15 protein-coding genes are annotated in these 21,564 nt (G+C 71.9%); 7 read left to right on the top strand and 8 right to left on the bottom strand.

Annotated features, from left to right (window positions below; all coding sequences use genetic code 11):
- The 3 genes from N4G70_RS15100 to N4G70_RS15110 are packed head-to-tail and all read left to right on the top strand — an operon-like array spanning position 1 to position 4,609.
- On the top strand, positions 1-1,143 hold the full coding sequence (locus N4G70_RS15100; RefSeq protein WP_261713137.1) for an acyl-CoA dehydrogenase family protein: 1,143 nt from the start codon (positions 1-3) through the stop codon (positions 1,141-1,143).
- A gap of 37 nt (positions 1,144-1,180) precedes the next feature.
- Positions 1,181-2,395, top strand: coding sequence for an acetyl-CoA C-acetyltransferase (locus N4G70_RS15105; protein WP_261713138.1), 1,215 nt, complete (start codon positions 1,181-1,183; stop codon positions 2,393-2,395).
- Positions 2,396-2,434: 39 nt separating this feature from the next.
- Complete coding sequence (locus N4G70_RS15110; protein ID WP_261713139.1) at positions 2,435-4,609, top strand: 3-hydroxyacyl-CoA dehydrogenase NAD-binding domain-containing protein; 2,175 nt, start codon at positions 2,435-2,437, stop codon at positions 4,607-4,609.
- A 254-nt stretch (positions 4,610-4,863) separates the two neighbouring features.
- Here N4G70_RS15110 and N4G70_RS15115 read toward each other — a convergent pair whose 3' ends face one another.
- The gene (locus N4G70_RS15115) at positions 4,864-5,625 is read right to left on the bottom strand and encodes a MerR family transcriptional regulator (RefSeq protein ID WP_261713140.1); all 762 of its coding nucleotides are present in this window, start codon (positions 5,623-5,625) and stop codon (positions 4,864-4,866) included.
- 201 nt (positions 5,626-5,826) lie between these two features.
- Positions 5,827-6,813, bottom strand: coding sequence for a sphingomyelin phosphodiesterase (gene sph, locus N4G70_RS15120; RefSeq protein WP_261713141.1), 987 nt, complete (start codon positions 6,811-6,813; stop codon positions 5,827-5,829).
- A 173-nt stretch (positions 6,814-6,986) separates the two neighbouring features.
- Here sph and N4G70_RS15125 point away from each other — a divergent pair, with 173 nt between their 5' ends.
- A complete protein-coding gene (locus tag N4G70_RS15125) occupies positions 6,987-7,460 on the top strand; it encodes a hypothetical protein (RefSeq protein WP_261713142.1) in 474 nt (157 codons plus the stop codon).
- A 487-nt stretch (positions 7,461-7,947) separates the two neighbouring features.
- Positions 7,948-8,826 (top strand): oxygenase MpaB family protein, encoded by an 879-nt coding sequence (locus N4G70_RS15130; RefSeq protein ID WP_261713143.1) that lies wholly within the window; start codon positions 7,948-7,950, stop codon positions 8,824-8,826.
- Between the two features lie 48 nt (positions 8,827-8,874).
- Here the strand turns inward: N4G70_RS15130 and N4G70_RS15135 are convergent, their stop codons facing one another.
- Together N4G70_RS15135 and N4G70_RS15140 are read right to left on the bottom strand one after the other, a co-directional pair.
- Entirely contained in the window at positions 8,875-9,900 is a 1,026-nt protein-coding gene (locus tag N4G70_RS15135; RefSeq protein WP_261713144.1) for a LacI family DNA-binding transcriptional regulator, read from the bottom strand.
- Between the two features lie 353 nt (positions 9,901-10,253).
- A complete protein-coding gene (locus N4G70_RS15140) occupies positions 10,254-11,777 on the bottom strand; it encodes a M1 family metallopeptidase (RefSeq protein WP_261713145.1) in 1,524 nt (507 codons plus the stop codon).
- A gap of 212 nt (positions 11,778-11,989) precedes the next feature.
- On the opposite strand from N4G70_RS15140, the gene N4G70_RS15145 reads away from it, so the two are divergent.
- The gene (locus N4G70_RS15145; protein WP_261713146.1) at positions 11,990-13,972 is read left to right on the top strand and encodes a Xaa-Pro dipeptidyl-peptidase; all 1,983 of its coding nucleotides are present in this window, start codon (positions 11,990-11,992) and stop codon (positions 13,970-13,972) included.
- A 73-nt stretch (positions 13,973-14,045) separates the two neighbouring features.
- Here the strand turns inward: N4G70_RS15145 and N4G70_RS15150 are convergent, their stop codons facing one another.
- The gene (locus tag N4G70_RS15150) at positions 14,046-14,984 is read right to left on the bottom strand and encodes an FAD-dependent oxidoreductase (protein ID WP_261713147.1); all 939 of its coding nucleotides are present in this window, start codon (positions 14,982-14,984) and stop codon (positions 14,046-14,048) included.
- A gap of 57 nt (positions 14,985-15,041) precedes the next feature.
- Entirely contained in the window at positions 15,042-15,806 is a 765-nt protein-coding gene (locus N4G70_RS15155) for a thioesterase II family protein (protein ID WP_261713148.1), read from the bottom strand.
- A 381-nt stretch (positions 15,807-16,187) separates the two neighbouring features.
- Here N4G70_RS15155 and N4G70_RS15160 point away from each other — a divergent pair, with 381 nt between their 5' ends.
- Positions 16,188-17,825 carry an ABC-F family ATP-binding cassette domain-containing protein gene (locus N4G70_RS15160; protein WP_261713149.1) on the top strand — a complete coding sequence of 546 codons (1,638 nt, stop codon included), beginning with the start codon at positions 16,188-16,190 and terminating at the stop codon, positions 17,823-17,825.
- Positions 17,826-18,121: 296 nt separating this feature from the next.
- Here N4G70_RS15160 and N4G70_RS15165 read toward each other — a convergent pair whose 3' ends face one another.
- Together N4G70_RS15165 and N4G70_RS15170 are read right to left on the bottom strand one after the other, a co-directional pair.
- Entirely contained in the window at positions 18,122-20,569 is a 2,448-nt protein-coding gene (locus N4G70_RS15165) for a Tex family protein (RefSeq protein WP_261713150.1), read from the bottom strand.
- Positions 20,570-20,635: 66 nt separating this feature from the next.
- Entirely contained in the window at positions 20,636-21,499 is an 864-nt protein-coding gene (locus N4G70_RS15170) for an SCO6745 family protein (RefSeq protein WP_261713151.1), read from the bottom strand.
- Positions 21,500-21,564: the final 65 nt, after the last annotated feature.

The following is a 21,564-nucleotide window of genomic DNA, read 5'->3' on the forward strand; positions in this document are numbered from 1 at the left end:
TTGAAACGGCAGATCTTCAGTGCCGAGCACGAGGCGTTCCGCGACACCGTCCGCACCTTCCTCGCCAAGGAGGTTCTGCCGCACTACGAGCAGTGGGAGAAGGACGGCATCGTCTCGCGGCAGGCGTGGCTGGCCGCCGGGAAGCAGGGGCTGCTCGGCCTCGCCGTACCCGAGGAGTACGGAGGCGGCGGCCAGAGCGACTTCCGCTACAGCGCCGTCCTCGCCGAGGAGTTCACCCGCGCCGGGGCGGCCGGGCTCGCGCTCGGCCTGCACAACGACATCGTCGGGCCCTATCTGACCGGGCTCGCCACCGAGGAGCAGAAGCGGCGCTGGCTGCCCGGCTTCTGCGACGGCTCGCTGATCACCGCCATCGCGATGACCGAACCGGGCGCCGGATCCGACCTCCAGGGCATCCGCACCACCGCCGAGGACCGGGGCGACCACTGGCTGCTCAACGGCTCCAAGACGTTCATCAGCAACGGCATCCTCGCGGACCTGGTCGTCGTCGTCGCCAGGACCACCCCCGAGGGCGGCGCCAAGGGGCTGTCGCTGCTCGTCGTCGAGCGCGGCGCGGAAGGCTTCGAACGCGGTCGCAACCTCGACAAGATCGGTCAGAAGTCGCAGGACACCGCCGAGTTGTTCTTCCATGACGTACGCGTCCCCAAGGACCATCTCCTCGGCGAGCTCAACGGCGCCTTCGTCCATCTGATGACCAACCTGGCCCAGGAGCGGATGGGCATCGCGGTCGCCGGGATCGCCGCCGCCGAACACCTTCTGGAGATCACCACGAGTTACGTCAAGGAGCGCGAGGCGTTCGGCCGGCCGCTCTCCAAGCTCCAGCACATCCGGTTCGAGATCGCCGAGATGGCCACCGAGTGCGCCGTCACCCGCACCTTCATCGACCGTTGCATCGTCGACCACTCGGGCGGCGAACTCGACGCCGTGCACGCCTCCATGGCCAAGTGGTGGGCGACCGAACTGCAAAAACGCGTCGCCGACCGCTGTCTCCAACTGCACGGCGGATACGGCTACATGACCGAGTGCCGGGTGGCCAAGGCCTTCACGGACGGCCGAATCCAGACGATCTACGGCGGCACGACCGAGATCATGAAGGAAATCATCGGCCGTTCCCTGCTCGGCTGACCCCGCTCACCCACACCCTCATGCGAAAGGCACGACGTTGAGCACCGAAGCGTATGTGTACGACGCGATCCGCACCCCGCGCGGACGCGGCAAGGCCAACGGCGCCCTGCACGCCACCAAGCCGATCGACCTCGTCGTCGGCCTGATCCACGAGATCCAGACGCGCTTCCCGGGCCTGGACCCGGCCGCCATCGACGACATCGTGCTCGGCGTCGTCGGCCCGGTCGGCGACCAGGGCTCCGACATCGCCCGCATCGCGGCGATCGCCGCCGGACTGCCCGACACGGTCGCCGGCGTACAGGAGAACCGCTTCTGTGCCTCCGGCCTCGAAGCGGTCAACATGGCCGCGATGAAGGTCCGTTCGGGCTGGGAGGACCTGGTGCTGGCGGGTGGCGTCGAGTCCATGTCGCGCGTCCCGATGGCCTCCGACGGCGGCGCCTGGTTCGCCGACCCGATGACCAACTTCGACACCAACTTCGTTCCGCAGGGCATCGGCGCCGACCTCATCGCCACCCTCGGCGGCTACTCGCGCCGCGCAGTCGACGAGTACGCGGCGATGTCCCAGGAGCGGGCCGCCGAAGCGTGGAAGGACGGCCGGTTCGGGCGTTCCGTCGTGCCCGTCAAGGACCGCAACGGCCTCACCGTCCTCGACCACGACGAGCACATGCGCCCCGGCACCACGGCCGACTCGCTGGCCGCTCTCAAGCCCTCGTTCGCCGGCATCGGCGACATGGGCGGCTTCGACGCCGTCGCGCTCCAGAAGTACCACTGGGTCGAGGAGATCGACCACGTCCACCACGCGGGCAACTCCTCCGGCATCGTGGACGGTTCGGCCCTCGTCGCCGTCGGCTCCCGCGCCGTCGGAGAGCGCTACGGGATGATCCCGCGGGCGCGCATCGTCTCCGCGGCCGTCTCCGGCTCCGAGCCCACCATCATGCTGACCGGCCCCGCGCCCGCCACCCGCAAGGCGCTCGCCAAGGCCGGCCTGACCATCGACGACATCGACCTCGTGGAGATCAACGAGGCGTTCGCCGCGGTCGTGCTCCGCTTCGTCGACGACATGGGCCTCAGCCTCGACAAGGTCAACGTCAACGGCGGCGCCATCGCCATGGGCCACCCGCTCGGCGCGACCGGCGCGATGATCCTGGGCACCCTGGTCGACGAACTGGAGCGCCGCGACCTGCGCTACGGGCTCGCCACCCTCTGCGTCGGCGGCGGCATGGGCGTCGCCACCGTCGTCGAGCGTCTCTGACCGTCCCGTCCCGGCACCCCTCATACGGAGATTTCAGCAATGACCAAGAGCACCACCATCCGCTGGGAACAGGACGAGACCGGCGTCGTCACCCTCGTACTCGACGACCCCAACCAGTCCGCCAACACGATGAACCAGGCCTTCAAGGACTCCATCGCGGCCATCGCCGAGCGCGCCGAGGCCGAGAAGGACTCCATCCGCGGCATCATCTACACCTCCGCCAAGAAGACGTTCTTCGCGGGCGGCGACCTCAAGGACATGATCAAGGTCGGTCCCGACCTCGCCCAGCAGGCCTTCGACACCGGCACCGCCATCAAGAGCTCGCTGCGCCGCATCGAGACGCTCGGCAAGCCGGTCGTCGCCGCCATCAACGGCGCTGCCCTGGGCGGCGGTTACGAGATCGCTCTCGCCTGCCACCACCGCGTCGCCCTCGACGCGCCCGGCTCCAAGATCGGCCTGCCCGAGGTCACCCTCGGCCTGCTTCCCGCGGGCGGCGGCGTCACCCGCACCGTCCGCCTCATGGGCATCGCGGACGCCCTGCTCAAGGTGCTGCTCCAGGGCACCCAGTACTCCCCGCGGCGCGCTCTCGAAAACGGCCTCGTCCACGAGGTGGCGGCCACGCCGGAGGAGATGCTCGCCAAGGCGCGCGCGTTCATCGACGCCCACCCCGAGTCCCAGCAGCCCTGGGACGTCAAGGGTTACAAGATCCCGGGCGGTACGCCGTCCAACCCGCGCTTCGCCGCCAACCTGCCGGCCTTCCCCGCCAACCTGAAGAAGCAGCTCCAGGGCGCGCCCTACCCGGCGCCGCGCAACATCCTGGCGGCGGCCGTCGAGGGCTCCCAGGTCGACTTCGAGAGCGCTCTCACCATTGAGGCCCGGTACTTCACCGAGCTGGTGACGGGGCAGACCTCGAAGAACATGATCCAGGCGTTCTTCTTCGACCTCCAGGCCGTCAACTCCGGTGCCAGCCGCCCCCAGGGGATCGAGCCGCGCCCGGTCCGCAAGGTCGCGGTCCTCGGCGCCGGAATGATGGGCGCGGGCATCGCGTACTCCTGCGCCCGCGCCGGCATCGAAGTCGTCCTGAAGGACGTGTCGCTCGAAGCAGCCCAGAAGGGCAAGGCGTACTCCGAGAAGCTCCTCGCGAAAGCGCTCTCACGGGGGCGTACGACCGAGGCGCAGCGGGACGAACTGCTCGCGCTGATCACACCGACCGCCGACCCCCAGGACCTCGCGGGCTGTGACGCCGTCATCGAGGCGGTCTTCGAGGACACCGCTCTCAAGCACAAGGTGTTCCAGGAGATCCAGGACATCGTCGAGCCGGACGCGCTGCTCTGCTCCAACACCTCGACGCTGCCCATCACCGGGCTCGCCGAGGGCGTCTCGCGGCAGGCCGACTTCATCGGGCTGCACTTCTTCTCGCCCGTCGACAAGATGCCGCTGGTGGAGATCATCAAGGGCGAGCGCACCGGCGCCGAGGCCCTGGCCCGCGCCTTCGACCTGGTGCGCCAGATCAAGAAGACGCCGATCGTGGTGAACGACTCGCGGGGCTTCTTCACCTCGCGCGTGATCGGCCAGTTCATCAACGAGGGCGTCGCGATGGTCGGTGAGGGCATCGAACCCGCCTCCATCGAGCAGGCGGCGGGCCAGGCCGGCTACCCGGCCAAGGTGCTCTCCCTGATGGACGAGCTGACCCTGACCCTGCCCCGCAAGATCCGCAACGAGTCGAAGCGCGCGGTGGAGGAGGCGGGCGGCGTCTGGCCCGGCCACCCCTCGGACGCGGTGATCGACCGCATGGTCGACGAGTTCGGCCGCACCGGCCGCAGCGGTGGCGCCGGGTTCTACGAGTACGGCGAGGACGGCAAGCGCGGCAAGCTCTGGCCCGGACTGCGCGAGCACTTCGGCAAGGCGGGGCACGAGATCCCGTTCGAGGACATGAAGGAGCGGATGCTCTTCTCGGAGTCCCTGGACACGGTCCGCCTCTTCGAGGAGGGCGTGCTGACCTCGGTCGCCGACGCCAACATCGGCTCGATCATGGGCATCGGCTTCCCCGCGTGGACCGGCGGCGTCATCCAGTACATCAACGGCTACGAGGGCGGTCTGCCCGGCTTCGTGGCCCGCGCGCGGGAGCTGGCCGAGCGGTACGGAGAGCGCTTCCAGCCGCCGGCGCTGCTGGTGGAGAGGGCGGAGCGGGGGGAGGGGTTCGGGGACGCGTAAGCCCTCCGGGGGGTGGGGGGGGGCTGGGGGCTCGGGGTTCCGTTGGCTCGGGGGCTGTTTCGCGCAGTTCCCCGCGCCCCCAAAACCCGTCTTCGTCTGCGGGGTGGGTGTGGCTGGGCGCGCAGTTCCTCGCGCCCCTGAAACCCGTCTTCGTCTGCGGGGTGGGTGTGGCTGGGCGCGCAGTTCCTCGCGCCCCTGAAACCCGTCTTCGTCTGTGGGGCGTGTGTGGGTGGGCGCGCGGTTCCTCGCGTCCCTTAACCCTCTGGTGTCTGTGGGTCGTGGGGGTTTGTGGGGCCGAAGGCGGCCCTCAGTTCTTCCTTCAGGGAGCGTTGGAAGGCGGTGACCAGGGCCTGGAGCACCATCGGCTGCATATGGGCCGAGAGCGATTTCATGGCCTCCACGTGGTCAGGGTCCGACTCCCGCTCGCGGTAGGGGTTCCAGACCTCGTCGCGAAAGAGCCGGGTCAGCTCGTGCGCGGCCGAGCGCGTGTGCTCCATCAGCACCGTGCGGGCCGCCAGGATCGTCTCGTGTGCGATCGGTACGTCCAGGAGCTGGACGCCGAGCGCGAGCAGACCGGCGTCGACGCGGAAGGTGTCGGGGGAGCCGGGGATCCGCTCCAGGACGTCCATCGCGGTGAGCCGGTCGATGTCGGTGTCGGACAGGGCGCGCCCGGCCCGCCGCTCCAGCTCGGCGCGGCTCGCGTCGTCCGCCGAGTCCGGCGCCCAGGAGGCGACCACGGCCCGGTGGATGGCCAGGTCGTGTGCGCTCAGATCGGCCGGCAACCGCTGGAGGTGGCGCTCGATCGCGGCCAGCGTCATCCCGTGGTGCTGCAACTCCTCGATCAGTGCGAGCCGGGACAGGTGGGCGGGCCCGTAGTGGCCGACGCGGCGCGGCCCGATCACCGGCGGCGGCAGCAGCCCCCGGGTGCTGTAGAAGCGGATGGTGCGCACGGTGACACCGGCCCGCGCGGCCAGCTCGTCAACCGTGAGTGTCGGCTCCTCGGTCTCCGTCGCCATGGCAGTGCCTCGCCTCCCCGCTGTCCCGGTCGGCCTCGTGCGCGGCCGATCCGGTGCAACAGTATTGCTGTCTCACCAGCACTGCTCAATATGCCCGTGCTCCGAGGATCGACGGGCCGGCGGGCGCCGGACGCGCAGACCCCGGCCGGCCGGGGGTGCCGGGCGGCCGGGGCGGGTGTCGTCGTCCGTTCCCGCGGTGGGCTAGGCGGTCCGTCCCGCCTGGAGCGGGTAGTGGTCGCTGAGGTCGGTGTAGGTGTAGTCGGTGCCCCAACTGCTCACCGTCCAGGGCGCGGTGGGCTGCCGCACCACGGTGTTGTTCCAGCCCGACGGGCGGGCGTGACCCGCGAGGTGCAGCACGTAGTCGAGGTCCTCGCTCGGGTCCGTGGGGTAGCGGTAGCGGGCGATGGAGTTCTCGGCGGTGTCGAAGGAGTACGCGTGCCCCGTGCGGACGTCGGCGCCCACCAGGCCGCCGTTGGCGAGCATCGAGGCGTACTCGGAGCCGTGCGAGTCCACATTGAGGTCGCCCGCCACCATGACCTCCTCGCCGGCCGGGATGTTCTTGGCGTCGAGGAAGGACTTGATGGCCTTGAACTGCAGGGCGCGGTCCTTGACCGCCTCGCCCGCGCCGCACCCGGAGTCCGTCGACTGGGTGTGGGTCCCCACGATGTGCACCCTGGTGCCGTTCACGTTCAACACGGCATAGACGAAGCCCTTGTTGGACCACCAGTCGGAGCCGCAGGCGTCCTTGTAGACGTACTGCTCCTTGCGCAGGATCGGCCACTTGCTCAGCAGGGTGACGCCGCCGTCCTCGGGGGAGGTCGAGGAGTAGGAGCCACCGGTGGCGTCCCAGCCGTCCTTGCCGCGGCCCACGACGGGCGTCTGGTACGGGTACTGGGCCGAGGCGTTCCGCTTCAGCGCGTCCGAGGCGGAGTTGTCGAACGCCTCCTGGAGCACGACCACGTCGTTGCCCTGGAAGAAGGGCGCGGCCGGGATCGCCTGGGCCCGGTGGTCCTGGCCCCAGTTCGGATACAGGCTCTGGCTCATCAGGAAGGTGTTGTACGTAAGGACCTTCAGACGGGGCGGCTCGGCGGCGGCCGCCGGAGCGGGGGTGGCGGCGGCCAGCGTGAGCGCGGTGAGCGCGGCGGCGAGGACCACCCCGTGGACCCGGCGGCGCGAAGGGTGCGGCACATGAACTCCCGTGTCAGGACTGGTGTTTTGGCCCGGCGCGCACATCAAAGCAGCTGCGGTTACCTGGAGGTAACCTCTGTGCGCCCACTGTCTTACCCCTGTCGTACGATCAGGAGTACGAAACCCGGGACTGCCGTGACCCACGGGTATGTGCGCGAGGGAAGGTGCCAGGCGTGAAGCTGCTCCCCATCAATGTGGGCCCGCTCAACCCGACAGTTCCGGATCTTCTGATCGGCCTGGTGCTGTTCCTGCTCTGCTTCTCGGTGATGGCAGGCCTGCTGCTGCCCCGTATCAACCGGACGCTGCGGGAGCGCGAGGCGCTGACCACGGGCCGTGCGAACGAGGCCGAGGCCACGCTCGCCGAGGCCGCCGAGGTGCGCGCCCACTACGAGGCCGAGCTCGCCGGCGCGCGTCACGAGGCGGCCCGTATCCGCCAGCAGGCCAAGGAGGAGGGCACCGCGGCGATGGCCGCGGCCCGCGCCGAAGGTATACGCGAGCGCGACGAGCTCGTCGCCGCCGCGACCGCGAGCATCGCCGCCGCCCGAGCGGCCGCCGAGACCGAACTGCGCCCGCACGTCGACGCCCTGGCCGTCGAACTGGCCGGCCGCACCCTGGGCGAGCCCCTGTCCGCCCCGATCAATAGCTGAGCCGGGGAGGGCGAGCCGGACGTAGTCGCGGTGACGCACGGTCTGGGTCGCTCGTCGCGCTGGTGGCCTGTTTCCTGGCCGGCGCGGTGCTCGCCGCCGTGCACCACGCGGAGGTCGTGTGGGAGGGCGCGAGACCCCGCCTCCTGCGAGTGCCGGGCGTGGCCGGGGGTGACGCGGGGGCGGTTGAGCACGGCCGGGGTTGCCTCGGTAGGGGTCGGCCGCGGCCTGGGGTGACTCGGGGGCGCCTCGGTCGTAGTCGGTCGCGGTCGGGAATGACCCGAGAGTGCCTCTGTCGTGGTCGGGCGCGGCCGAGCTCGGTCGTGGGTTGAGCCGGGGCGGTCGATCGCGGTCCGATCGTGGCCGGGCGGGCCGGGCCCGGCCCGGGTGGGACACCCTCCGTGTCGGCGGGGGGCCGGGTGATCGCATACTGGAATCCCCCGGAGTCACGGCTGTGCGCTCCGGACCCGCCCGCCCCAGGAGCCCCGTCATGAGCCGCCGCGACGTCACGCCCGAGCCTCCACCGCCCGGGGGCGTGCTGTGGAGCCTGGCCGGAGACGTCCGCACGTTGCTCACGCTGCCCGCCGCGCTCACCATGCAGGTCGCGCACCCCGCGGTCGGGGCGGGCGTGGACGAGCACTCGGTGTTCCGCACCGACCCCTGGGGGCGCGGCGAGCGGTCGCTGCGCTCGCTCCAGCTGTGGGTCTACGGAGGCGAGCGGGCCGCCGAGGAGGGGCGCAGGCTGCGCGAACTCCACAAGACCATCCGGGGCACCGACGCCACGGGCCGGGCCTATCACGCGCTCACCCCCGCCTATTACGCGTGGGTGCACGCCACCGGCTACCCGGTCTACGCCCACGCCCAGCAGTACATCGGCCGCCCCTTCACGGACGCCCAGCACCGCGAGCTGTACGCGGAGTGGCTCCAGGTCGGCCGGATCCTGGGGATCCACGACCGGGACATGCCGCAGACCATCGAGGAGTTCTGGCCCTACTACCGCAAGGTGCTCGCCGACGAGATCGCCACCAACGCCGTGGTCGAGGAGCTCGTCGCCACCGACCGTCCCGTCCCTGCCCCCGACCGGGGCCCGCTGCCGCTTCGGCTGTGTCTGAGAGCGCTCTGGCCGGTGCTGCTTCCGCCGCTCGCCCGGTTCCGGCGCTTCGTGACCATCGGGTTCATGCCGCCGGACGCACGCGAGGCGATCGGCCTCGACTGGAGCGACGAACAGGAGCGCAAGCTGCGCCGCCTGGGGCGCGTGGTGCGGGTGGTTGTGCCGCTGTTGCCCGAGCGGCTGCGCTATCTGCCGCTCGCCCGCCGGGCCCGCGCGGAGTTCCGCCACTCGGCGGCCCGGGGCGCGGGCTTGCGCTGAAGCCGGGCGCGGCCGCGCGAGAGCGATCTCCGGGCCGGTCGTGCCGATTCAGGCGGAAGCGCGTCGAACGAGCGAGGTCGGCGTGATCACCGAGGTCGGCGGGGCCGCTTGCGCGCCGCCCTGGTCGAGCCCGCGCAGCAGCAGGCGCGCCATCAGGCGGCCCATCTCCTCGATCTCCTGGCGCACGGTCGTCAGCGGCGGATCGGTGGCCTCCGCGACCGAGGCCATGTCGTCGAAGCCGACCAGCGCGACATCCTCCGGAACCCGCCGGCCGTGCTCGCGCAGCACCCGCAACGCGCCCGAGGCCATCAGGTCGTTGGCGGCGAACACCGCGTCCAACTCCGGCCGCAGCGCGAGGAGTTCGGTCATGGCGAGGGCCCCGCTCTCGGCGGTGAACGCGCCTTCCACCACCAGCGCGGGGTCGGCCTCCGGCAGTACGTCGCGATACCCGGCGAGCCGGTCGGTGGAGGCCGTCTGGTCCAGGGGGCCCGCGATGTGCGCGATCCGCCCGCGGCCGAGCGAGAGCAGATGGCGTACGGCCTCGCGTGCGCCGCCCCGGTTGTCGGCGTCGACGTAGGGCACGGCCGCGGGGAAGCCCGGCCGGCCGCCGAAGACCGTCAGCACACCGGCGCCCCGGGTGATCGCGGGCAGCGGGTCGTCGTCGTGCAGCGAGAAGGCGAGCGCGCCGTCGACGTGACCACCCGTCAGGTATCGCGAGATCCGCCCGTAGTCGTCCGGGCCCTCGACGAGCAGCAGCACCAACTGGCTGTCGTGTGCGGCGAGTTCCTTGCTGATGCCGCGGATCTGCCGGGAGAAGAAGGGGTCGGAGAAGAACCTGGTCTCCGGCTCGGCCACGATCACGGCGACCGCTCCGGTGCGCCGGGTGACCAGTGAACGGGCCGCCGGATTGGGGATGTAGCCCAACTCCTCGACCGCCTGACGCACCCGGTCGACCAGCGTCGGCCGCACCCCCGAACCGCCGTTGACGACCCGGGACGCGGTGGCCCGGGAGACACCGGCGCGCGACGCGACGGCTTCCAGCGTGGGTCGCGTCCCGAAGTACTGCTCGGTCACGGCGGGTTCTCCTCATCGGCGGGGCGCGGCGAGTCGCGGTGGCCTTGGCGCGACCGCGTTGCCCGGCAGCGTATCGGCTGCCCGAACCGACGGGGAGAGAGCGCTTTCAGCTCCGTGCGCCCCGGCGTCCACCACTACGCGCCCATCGCGCGAGAGCGCTCTCGCGGCGGCTCCGTACGCCCCGGTGTCCGCCATGACGCACCTACCGTGCGAGAGCGCTCTCGCGGCGGCTCCGTACGCCCCGGTGTCCGCCATGACGACCCACCGTGCGAGAGCGCTCTCACCACGGCTCCGCGCGCCCCGGTGCCCGACGCCCCGTGCACCGCGTGAGAGCGCTCTCGCCGTCCGCCCGGTCAGTGGCCGCCGTGGGCCGCGTGGGACTCGGTGATCTTCTTCCACGACTTGGGTTCCACCGGCGTGGCCGTCGTGGCGGACGGTGAGGCCGCGAGGCCGGCGCGGGGAGCCACCTTCGCCTTGGCGGCCGCGGAGACGGACGGCTTGGACGGCTGGAAGAGCCAGGTGTCGAAGAGCTCCGCCAGCGGCTTGCCCGAGACCTTCTCGGCGTACTTCACGAAGTCCCCGACCGCCGCGTTGCCGTAGGCGTGTTCGGTCGGCCAGCCCTTGAGGATCTTGAAGAAGGAGGCGTCGCCGACCGTGTTGCGCAGCGCCTGGATCGCGAGGGCGCCCCGGTCGTAGACGGCCCCGTCGAACTGGTTGTCCGGGCCCGGGTCGCCCGGCTTCACCTTCCAGAACGGGTCGTCCGCGGGGTGCTGCGCGTACACCCAGTCCGCCAGCTCCTGCGCGGTGCCCTCGCCCTCCTTCTCCGACCACAGCCACTGGGCGTAGGACGCGAAGCCCTCGTTGTCCCAGATGTCCTTCCAGCCCTTGACCGAGACGCTGTCGCCGTACCACTGGTGCGCCAGCTCGTGGACGACCACGGACACGTTGGCGCCGCCCGCGAACTGGGCCGGGCTGTAGAACGGGCGCGTCTGCGTTTCGAGGGCGAAGTGGGTCGGCACGTTCGGGACGTAGCCGCCGAGCGCGTTGAAGGGGTAGCTGCCGAACACGCTCTCAAGCCACTCGGCGACGTCCTTGGTGCGCTCGATGCTGGCGCGCGCCGCCCCGTCGTTGTCGCCCAGGTCCTTGCTGTACGCGTTGAGGATCGGAAGCCCGCTCGCGGTCTTGTCGGTGGTGATGTCGAACTTGCCCACCGCGAGCGTCGTCAGATAGGAGGCCTGCGGCTTGTTGGAGCGCCAGTGGTAGGTGGTCCAGCCGAGCTTGGAACTCTGGCTCTGCAACACCCCGTTGCTGACGGTCTGGGTGCCGTCGGGCACCTTCACCGTCACGTCGTACGTGGCCTTGTCCAGCGGGTGGTCGTTGGAGGGGAACCACCACACCGCCGAGTCCGGCTCCTGGGCCGCCACTCCGCCGTCCGGGGTGCGCTGCCACGCCGTCCAGCCGTCGACCTTCAACTCGGACGGCTTGCCCGCGTACTTGACCACCACGGTGAGCGCCCGCCCCTTGGGCAGCGGCGCGGCCGGGGTGACCTCCAGCTCGTGGCTGCCGGACTTCGCGAAGCTCGCCCTGGTGCCGTTCACCCGCACCTCGCTGACGGCGAGGCCGAAGTCCAGGTTGAAGCGGGAAAGATCCTGCTGGGTGGTGGCGAGCAGGGTGGCCGTGCCCTCCAGCAGGTCCGTCTTCGGCTGGTAGGTGAGCCTCAGGTCGTAGTGCGAGACGTCGTAGCCGCCGTTGCCGCTGGCCGGGTAGTAGGGGTCGCCGATGCCCGGGGCGCCCGGAGTGAAGTCCGCGGCCGACGCCGGGATCACCAGCAGCAGGGAGGCGGCGAGCACGCTCGGGGCGATGATTTTGCGGTGCACGAAAGAGCTCCAAGTCGTCAGTGTCGTCGTGGGGTGAACGATGATGAACGATCTCTTCGGACCCTATTCAGCCCTCGTGGCCCCGGTCATGTCCATGGCCCCTGCTGTCACACGATCGCCATTCGGCCGACATGTTGACGTGTGCTCCTTCCTGCCCCCGGTTCTTGGACTGCCCTCTTTTGCACGGGAGTTGACCGGAGTACCTTCCGGCCATGCCGATACGCGCGCGGGGCACCCGCCACAGGTCAAGATCCCCCAGAGCCCTCGTCCTCGCGGCGGTGACCGCCCTCGCGGCGGTGCTCCTGGCCCCGGTCGGCGCCCAGGCGGCCCCGGCCCGGGAGAGCCGTCCCGTCTACTCCTACGAGAACGCCATACGCGAGGCGGTCTGGGTGGACACCGGCCTCGACGGCGACGGGAACGGCAGGACCGACCGGGTCGCGGTCGACATCGTCCGGCCGCGCGAACCCGCACAGGCGGGGCGGAAGGTGCCCGTCATCATGGATGCCAGCCCCTACTACGCGTGCTGCGGGCGCGGCAACGAGAGCCAGCTCAAGACGTACGACGCGAACGGTGTCATCCAGCAGATGCCGCTGTTCTACGACAACTACTTCGTGCCGCGCGGCTACGCCTTCGTCGGCGTGGACCTGACCGGAACCAATCGCTCGGACGGCTGCGAGGACGTCGGCGGACGCTCCGACGTGCTGTCCGCGAAGGCGGTCGTCGACTGGCTGAACGGCCGGGCCCGCGCCTACACGACTCGGACCGGCACCGAGCGCGCCACCGCCGGGTGGACCAACGGCCGCACCGGCATGATCGGCAAGAGCTGGGACGGGTCCATCGCCAACGGGGTCGCCGCCACCGGCGTCGAGGGCCTGCGCACGATCGTGCCGATCAGCGCGATCTCCTCCTGGTACGACTACTACTTCGCCAAGGGCGCCGCCCTGTACGACGGCGGCCCCGCGGACCTCGGGGACTACGTCACGAGCCCGGACGCGCGGGCCCGCTGCGCCGCGGTCCGGCAGAAGCTGGTCGACGGCTCGCCGCGCACCGGCGACTGGACCAAGCTGTGGACCGAGCGGGACTACGTTCTCGGCGCGGACAAGGTGAAGGCCAGCGTCTTCGTCGTGCACGGCATGCAGGACCTGAACGTGCGCACGAAGAACTTCGGCCAGTGGTGGGACGCGCTCGCCAAGAACGGTGTCGAGCGGAAGATCTGGCTGTCCCAGACCGGCCACGTCGACCCGTTCGACTACCGGCGCGGCACCTGGGTGGACACCCTGCACCAGTGGTTCGACCACTATCTCCTCGGTTACGACAATGGCATCGAGCGCAGGCCGATGGCCGACATCGAGCGCCACCCCGACCAGTGGAGCACCGACCGCGTCTGGCCGCCGTCCGGCACCGCGACGACCGCCCTCCACCCCGTGAACGGGCCGGCCCCGGGCGTGGGCGGCCTCTCCCTGGCCTCCGCGCCCGCCGGAGCCACCGCCACGTTCACCGACAACCCGGCCCTGGACGAGCAGAGTTGGGCCGCAGCGATCGACACGGCCACGCCCGACAAGGCGGGCTTCGTCACCCAGCCGCTGTCCCAGGATCTACGGGTGGCCGGCTCGTCCCGGGTGACCGTCACCGCGACCCCCTCCACCAGCAGCGCCCACCTCTCGGCGGTCCTCGTCGACCTCGGGCCCGACACGATCCGCGACTACGCCGGGTCCGGCGAAGGCATCCGCACCGGCACCGACCGCACCTGCTGGGGCGCGAGCACGGCCGCCGACAGCTCCTGCTATCTGACGACCTCGGCCGCCACGGTCGACGTCGGCCACACCGTCTTCAGCCGCGGCTGGGCCGACCTCGGCCACTACGCCTCCGCCACCCACGGTGTCGCGCTCACCCCGGGCCGGCCCTACACGATCACCCTCGACCTGGCCGCCACCGACCATGTCGTCCCGGCCGGCCACCGGCTCGCGCTGATCGTCGCGGGCACCGACAACGGGCTCATCGAGCCGGCCTCGACCAGGCCGGCCCTCACCGTCGACCTGGCGCGCACGAGGGCCGAGGTGCCGTTCGTCGGCGGCTTCCGGGCGTTCGCACGGGCCACCGCCGGGACGCCTCCCCGGCTCGGCGCTCCGGCCACCCCCGAAGGTGTTCCGGTGCCGCGCATGACGCGGCGGGTCCCGGGGGCCGGCCAGAACTGAGGCACCGGCCGGAGCGGAGGCCGCCGTCACCGCGGTGTCATGCGACGGTGCCGCGCCGACTCGGGGAGCCTTGTCAGCGGGAGGGGGGAGCGGAGGAGGGCGCGGCCAGCGCGGCGGCCTCCTCCGCACACCCCCAGGCGACGGTCACACCGGCCCCGCCGTGCCCGTAGTTGTGCACCAACACCCCACCCGACGGGGTGAGTTCACGCTCGACCCGTACCCCCGAGTCCCTGGCCGGACGCAGCCCCACCCGGTGTGCCAGGACGCGGGCGTTCGCGATCTCGGGCCGGATCCGCGCACAGCGCTCGATGATCCGCGTGGCCGTCGCCGGGTCGGGGACCGGGTTCCAGTCGTCCTCCTGGGCGGTGCCGCCCAGGAGCAGCCCGTACGGCTGGGGCATGAAGTAGGTCGTCTCCTCGCCGGCGTGTTCCACCGAGGTGTACCAGTCGTGGATGCCCGGGTTCTCGACCACCACCAACTGGCCGCGTATGGAACGGACTTGGGGGTCAGGTACGAGGCCGCGGGCTCCCGTGCCGGTGCAGTTGACGACGTACGGCGCGTCCGGAAGGCGCTCGACCTGCCGTGTCTCGATCGTGCCGCCCGCCTTCTCCAAGCGCTGTTCGAGCCAGCGCAGATGGGCCGGCATGTCGATCAGCGGGAGCCGGGCCCGCACGCCCTCAGGGCCCTCGGTGATCCCGGTCACCTGGGCCGTCCACGGGCCGAAGCCGTCGAGCCGGGCGCCCGCGTGCAGCCCGTCGACCAGCCGCACGCCGCTCTCCAGGGGGTCGGTGGCCAGTTCCTCGTACACCCGCAGGGAGACCAGTGACCAGGCACCGGCCCGCTCCTCGGGTTCGATGCGGTAGGGCCACCACAGCGCTCCCGCGACGGCGGACGTCGACTCCGCCGCGCGCTGCCCGCACCACACCCGGACCTGACGGCCGGACTCCGCCAGGACGATCGCCGTCGTCAGTCCGATGACTCCGCCACCCACCACGATCACATCGCTGTTCATGCCGGGACGGTAGCTCAGCCGGGGGAGGGCCGCCATGGCCGTGCCGCGCGCGGGGGATCAGTGCGCGGTACGGCCTGCCCGCGCCCCCGCGTCGGCACGCAGGGCGTCCTCCAGGGCCCGCAGCACCGGGGCGGGGTGCTCGCGCAAGTAGAAATGACCGCCCCAGAACTGACGTATCGTCAACTCTTCGGTGGTGTGCTTCTGCCAGGCGCCGAGCTCCTCGCGGGTGTGGTCCGCGCTGCCGCCGAGCAGGGTGATCGGCACGGGCAGCGGTTCCGCCTCCCGCCAGGTGTACGTCTCCAGGACGCGGTAGTCGTCCCGCAGGGGCCCGACGATCAGCTCCCGCAGCTCGGCCGAGTCGAGGACCTCCTGCGGAATGCCGCCGTGGATCTTCGCGACCCGCTCGATGAGTTCGTCGTCGGGCAGCCGGTGCAGCGGGTCGCCGGCGCGTACGTGGCGGTGGTGCGGCGCCGGGTATCCGGACAGGATCAACCGGTACGGCAGGGGCCGGCCCGCGTCCCGCAGGGCGCGGGTGACCTCGTACGCGATGAGGGAACCAAGGCTGTGCCCGAAGAAGGCGAACGGCGGTTCGCTGAGCGGGACTTGGTCGAGGAACGCGGCCACCAGCGCCTCCAGGGAGGCGAACATCGGCTCGCCGTACCGCGAGCCGCGCCCCGGGAGCTGGACGCCCTGGAGCTGGGCGGCCGGTGTGTCGCGGGCCCAGCGGATGTACTCGGCGGCCGAACCGCCCCCGTGCGCGAAGCAGTACAGGGTGGGGGCGCCGGGGCGCGGCGGCCCGGCGAGGAGCCAACGGGAAGACACGGCAGGGCTCATGGTGCGGGAACCTCCGGGGGTGCGGGACGGCGGTCCGGGGCCCGCTCGGGGCACGTGCCGACCACCGGCCCGGCTCCCGGCGCCCCCGAGGGGCGGGGCGGCCTCCGCGCACGGCCCCGGCCGCCACCCGGTGGCCGAATCGTGCGTCGAGGGGCCGCCGCCCCGTACGGTCCCCTCGGCGGGAAGTCTCGCATCGCAGGGCTCGGTGGGCGTCCTGTTTCGGCCAGGGTCAGGTCCGGGGCCGGACGCGGGGCAGAGGCGGGGGCCGAGCCAGGGGTGCGGGGGCGGGGCCGAAGGCGGGGGCCGCGCGCGGGGCCCGGTGGACCGGGCGTGAACGGGGTGCGGTGACGGCTTAGGATCGGTCACCTCATGACTGCAACTCTCGTCGCCAAGGACCTCGCCGCCGGCCACGGCGACCGCACCCTGTTCGCCGGGCTCGACCTGGTGGTCGCCCCCGGTGACGTCATCGGCCTCGTCGGACCCAACGGCGCGGGCAAGTCCTCGCTGCTCCGGCTGCTAGCCGGGCTCGACACCCCGGAAGAAGGCGAGCTGCGGCTCTCCCCGCCCGGCGCGAGCGTCGGCCACCTTCCGCAGGAGCCCGACCGGCGCCCCGGCGAGACGATCCGGGCCTTCCTGGCACGCCGTACGGGGGTCGCCGCCGCCCAGGAGACGATGGACGTCGCGACCCAGGCCCTGGTCGACGGTGCCCCCGGCTCAGACGACGCGTACGCCGACAGCCTGGAGCGCTGGCTCGCGCTCGGCGGGGCCGACCTCGACGAGCGGGCCGAGGAGGTCGCCGCGTCGCTCGGCCTGACCATCGGCCTCGACCAGCCGATGACCGCGCTCTCCGGCGGCCAGGCCGCCCGCGCGGGACTCGCCTCACTGCTTCTGTCGCGCTACGACGTCTTCCTGCTCGACGAGCCGACCAACGACCTCGACCTCGACGGCCTGGAGCGGCTCGAAGCCTTCGTGAAGGGGCTGCGGGCCGGCACCGTCGTCGTCAGCCACGACCGCGAGTTCCTCGCCCGCACGGTCACCAAGGTCCTCGAACTCGATCTCGTACAGCAGCAGATCAACCTGTACGGCGGCGGCTACGAGGCCTACCTCGAAGAGCGCGCCACCGCCCGCCGCCACGCCCGCGACGACTTCGAGGAATACGCCGACAAGCGCTCCGCGCTCGAAGGCCGGGCCCAGATGCAGCGCTCCTGGATGGACAAGGGCGTCAAGAACGCCCGGCGCAAGGCCACCGACAGCGACAAGCTCGGAAAGAAGTTCCGCAGCGAGTCCAGCGAGAAGCAGGCCGCCAAGGCCCGCCAGACCCAGCGCATGATCGAACGCCTCGATGTCGTGGAGGAGCCCCGCAAGGAGTGGGAGCTGCGCATGGAGATCGCCGCGGCGCCCCGCTCGGGCGCGGTCGTCGCGACCCTGAACGGCGCCGAGGTGCACCGGGAGGGCTTCACCTTCGGACCCGTCTCGCTCCAGATCGACTGGGCGGACCGCGTCGCCATCACCGGCGCCAACGGCTCCGGCAAGTCGACGCTGCTCGCCGCCCTCCTCGGCCGGCTGCCCCTTGACGCCGGGCACGCCGTGCTCGGCTCCGGCGTCGTGGTCGGCGAGGTCGACCAGGCGCGCGGCCTGTTCCTGGGCGGGGAACCGCTGCTCGACGCGTTCTGCGCGGCCGTCCCCGACACGGAGCCGGCCGAGGTGCGGACCCTGCTCGCCAAGTTCGGTCTCAAGGCGCACCACGTGCTGCGGCCCGCCGGATCGCTCTCGCCGGGTGAGCGCACCCGGGCCGCCCTGGCCCTGCTCCAGGGCCGCGGCGTCAACCTCCTCGTCCTCGACGAGCCGACCAACCATCTGGACCTGCCGGCCATCGAGCAGCTGGAGTCCGCGCTGGACTCGTACACCGGCACGCTGCTGCTGGTCACGCACGACCGCCGGATGCTCGACGCCGTGCACACCACCCGCCGGCTCGAAGTCGCGGGCGGCAAGGTCACCGAACACTGACCGCCCGGCCCGCCACCGCCGCCGAGACGGGTGGCCCGCCACCGCCGTAGCGACGGGCGGTGCGCCTTTTCGCGACGGCGATCGGCGGGGGCCGGAGCGTACGGTGGCCGGGTGCACCGGTACCGGGGGACCGGGACGCCTGAGGCCGCGGCGCCCCGTGCCGGCTGGGCCAAGACCCGGCGCAACGCCGAGCCCGTCACCGCCGGACCGGTCGCCCTGCACGGGTGAAGCACCGTCAACGAGGGGCGGCCGTACGTCAGTTGACGTACGGCCGCCCCTCGGTGCGCGCGGTCGGCTCAGCGGCCGCCGCGGCCCTTCGGGTCGAGCAGGCCCGCCTTGCGCAGGGCGTCCGCCATCGCGCTGTTCGCGGGCGCCGGGGCGGAGCCGCGAGCCTGGCCACCGGTCTGGCGGTTGCCGCCGCGGGGCTCGGCGACGGTTCCACTGCCCCGGCGCTGCCGGTTCTGGTCCCGCGGCTGGCCCTGGCCCTGCCGCTGCTGCGGAGGCCGGCCGTCCTGACCCCGGGTGCCGCGCTCGGCGCGCTCCCGCTTGGGTGCGCCGCCCGGCGTGGAGGCGTCGTCGTCGAGCCGCAGGGTCAGCGAGATCCGCTTGCGCGGCACATCGACGTCGAGCACCTTCACCTTGACGATGTCGCCCGGCTTCACCACGTCCCGGGGGTCCTTCACGAAGGTCTTCGACAGCGCCGAGACATGGGCGAGCCCGTCCTGGTGGACGCCGATGTCGATGAACGCGCCGAACGCCGCCACATTGGTGACCACGCCTTCGAGGACCATCCCGGACTCCAGGTCGCCGATTTTCTCGACGCCCTCCTTGAACGTGGCCGTCTTGAACGCCGGACGCGGGTCGCGGCCCGGCTTCTCCAGCTCGCGCAGGATGTCCGTCACGGTGGGCAGGCCGAACGTGTCGTCCACGAACGTCTCGGGGCGCAGGGACCGCAGCACCGCCGTGTTGCCGATCAGCGAGGCGACCTCGCTGCCCGTCGTCTTCACCATCCGCCGTACCACCGGGTACGCCTCGGGGTGCACGCTGGAGGCGTCCAGGGGGTCCTCGCCGTCGCGGATCCGCAGGAAGCCCGCGCACTGCTCGTACGCCTTCGGGCCGAGCCGTGCCACGTCCTTGAGCGCGCGGCGCGAGCGGAACGGGCCGTTGGTGTCGCGGTGCGCCACGATGTTCTCGGCGAGGCCCGAGCCGATGCCGGACACCCGGGAAAGCAGCGGCGCGGAGGCGGTGTTGACGTCGACGCCGACGCCGTTCACACAGTCCTCGACCACCGCGTCCAGGGAGCGTGACAGCTTCACCTCGGACAGGTCGTGCTGGTACTGGCCCACGCCGATGGACTTCGGGTCGATCTTGACGAGTTCGGCGAGCGGGTCCTGGAGGCGCCGGGCGATGGAGACCGCGCCGCGCAGCGACACGTCCATGTCCGGGAACTCCTGCGAGGCGAACGCCGAGGCCGAGTACACCGAGGCGCCCGCCTCCGACACCATCACCTTGGCGAGGTTCAACTCCGGGTGCCTCTCGATGAGTTCACCGGCGAGTTTGTCGGTCTCGCGGGAGGCCGTGCCGTTGCCGATGGCGATCAGCTCGACCGCGTGCTCCTTGCAGAGGCCGGCCAGCTTCGCGAGCGCCTGGTCCCACTTGTTGGCGGGGACGTGGGGGTGGATCACATCGGTGGCCACGACCTTGCCGGTCGCGTCGACGACGGCCACCTTCACGCCCGTACGGAATCCGGGGTCGAGGCCGAGCGTGGCGCGGGTGCCAGCCGGCGCGGCGAGCAGCAGGTCGCGCAGGTTGGCGGCGAAGACACGGACCGCCTCGTCCTCGGCGGCCGTGCGCAGCCGCAGTCGCAGATCGATGCCGAGGTGCACCAGGATGCGGGTGCGCCAGGCCCAGCGCACCGTGTCGGCAAGCCACTTGTCGCCGGGCCGGCCCCGGTCGGCCACGCCGAAGCGGCGCGCCACCATGTTCTCGTACGTCGAGGGGCCGGGCTCGGGCGAGGGCTCCTCGGGCTCCAGGACGAGGTCGAGGACCTCCTCCTTCTCGCCGCGCAGCATCGCGAGGACCCGGTGCGAGGGCAGCGCGGTGAACGGCTCGGTGAAGTCGAAGTAGTCGGCGAACTTGGCGCCCGCCTCCTCCTTGCCCGCACGGACCTTCGCCGCCAGCCGGCCCTTCGTCCACATGCGCTCGCGCAGCTCGCCGATCAGGTCGGCGTCCTCCGAGAACCGCTCCGCCAGGATGGAGCGGGCGCCGTCCAGGGCGGCCGCCGGATCGGCGACGCCCTTGTCCGCGTCGACGAACGCCGCGGCGGCGGCGAGCGGGTCGAGGGACGGGTCGCCGAGCAGGCCGTCGGCGAGCGGCTCCAGACCCGCCTCGCGCGCGATCTGCGCCTTGGTGCGCCGCTTCGGCTTGAACGGCAGGTAGATGTCCTCCAGGCGCGCCTTGGTGTCGGCCGCCCGGATCTGCGCCTCCAGGGCCTCGGTGAGCTTGCCCTGCTCCCGTACGGAGTCGAGGACCGCGGTGCGCCGGTCCTCCAGCTCCCGCAGATAGCGCAGCCGCTCCTCAAGGGTGCGAAGCTGGGCGTCGTCCAGCATCTCGGTCGCTTCCTTGCGGTAGCGCGCGATGAAGGGGACGGTCGATCCGCCGTCGAGCAGCTCGACGGCGGCCTTCACCTGCCGCTCCCGTACGCCGAGTTCCTCGGCGATCCTGCCTTCGATGGACGTCGTCACGTTGCCGTACCGCCTTCTCGCTGAGCCTGGGGCGCCATTGTGGCAGGCGGCGACGGCAATCGACGATCAGCCCTTGCCGACGAGGTCGGCGGGGAAACCGCCTGCCAGGGCCGCGGTGACCACGAATCCCTTGGCGAGTTCGGTGAGCCGCGCCACGTCCCGCTCGCCGAGGAGTTCGTAGGGGGCGAGGTCGAGGCGGTCGGTGCGGTCCTCCAGTTCGGTGCGCAGCGCGGCGCCCGCCTCCGTCAACTCGCCGTCGGCGCCCAGCAGTCCGCGTTCGCGAAGGCGTCCGGCGGCCGCGTCCCAGTCGGACTGCTCCCAGCCGCGCGTGGTCAGCACCCAGCCCGGCGCCATGCCCTTGCCGGTCGCGGTGTGGCTGACCAGGGCCTCCAGCGGGTCGAGTGCCAGGTCGAGCAGTACGGCGAGGTGGCCGTCGCCCCGGTGTTCGCGCAGCAGCGTGGCCGCGTGCCAGTAGGCCAGGTGCGGCTCCTCGGGCACGGGCAGGTCGGCGTGGGCGGCGTACAGGGGCCGGGCGTGCCGGGTGCAGCCCTCGGTGGCGCGCAGCGCGAGCCGGGCCGCCTCCGCCATCTCGTCCGAGGCCAGGGTCTCCTCGCCGAGCAGCCGGCGCAGGGTGGTGTCGACCGACCTCAGCCGGGCGGCCAGGACGGCCTCGGGGGATGCGGTGCGCCACACGGCGGGCAGATGCTCGGCGATCAGGCCGTGGCGGAAGTTGTAGAACGACGCCGCCACCGCTCCGGGACCCACGGCTCCCATCGCGGCCGCCCGCCCCGCGAAGTAGGCGGCCCTCGGGTTCTCGACGCCGAGCCCGGCCAGTTCCTCGGCGTAGTCCGGCGAGAAGTAGACGGTCGCGTGCAGCGAGTTGAGCGGAGTGTGGCAGCGCCGTCCGGCGCGCGGCGGAAGAGAACTCATGGCCAGCACGTTACCGACTGGTTGGTACGTCGTGAAGGGGTGGGCCCGACTCGATGGCCGATGGC

It is taken from the genome of Streptomyces sp. ASQP_92 (assembly GCF_025399895.1).
GTDB lineage: Bacteria > Actinomycetota > Actinomycetes > Streptomycetales > Streptomycetaceae > Streptomyces.

What these genes read in the sequence shown, in the direction of transcription:
- N4G70_RS15110 (WP_261713139.1), top strand. Translation starts at nt 2,435, where the DNA reads ATGACCAAGAGCACCACCATCCGCTGGGAACAGGACGAGACCGGCGTC.
- N4G70_RS15115 (WP_261713140.1), bottom strand. Translation starts at nt 5,625, where the DNA reads ATGGCGACGGAGACCGAGGAGCCGACACTCACGGTTGACGAGCTGGCC.
- N4G70_RS15130 (WP_261713143.1), top strand. Translation starts at nt 7,948, where the DNA reads ATGAGCCGCCGCGACGTCACGCCCGAGCCTCCACCGCCCGGGGGCGTG.
- N4G70_RS15145 (WP_261713146.1), top strand. Translation starts at nt 11,990, where the DNA reads ATGCCGATACGCGCGCGGGGCACCCGCCACAGGTCAAGATCCCCCAGA.
- N4G70_RS15150 (WP_261713147.1), bottom strand. Translation starts at nt 14,984, where the DNA reads ATGAACAGCGATGTGATCGTGGTGGGTGGCGGAGTCATCGGACTGACG.
- N4G70_RS15160 (WP_261713149.1), top strand. Translation starts at nt 16,188, where the DNA reads ATGACTGCAACTCTCGTCGCCAAGGACCTCGCCGCCGGCCACGGCGAC.
- N4G70_RS15170 (WP_261713151.1), bottom strand. Translation starts at nt 21,499, where the DNA reads ATGAGTTCTCTTCCGCCGCGCGCCGGACGGCGCTGCCACACTCCGCTC.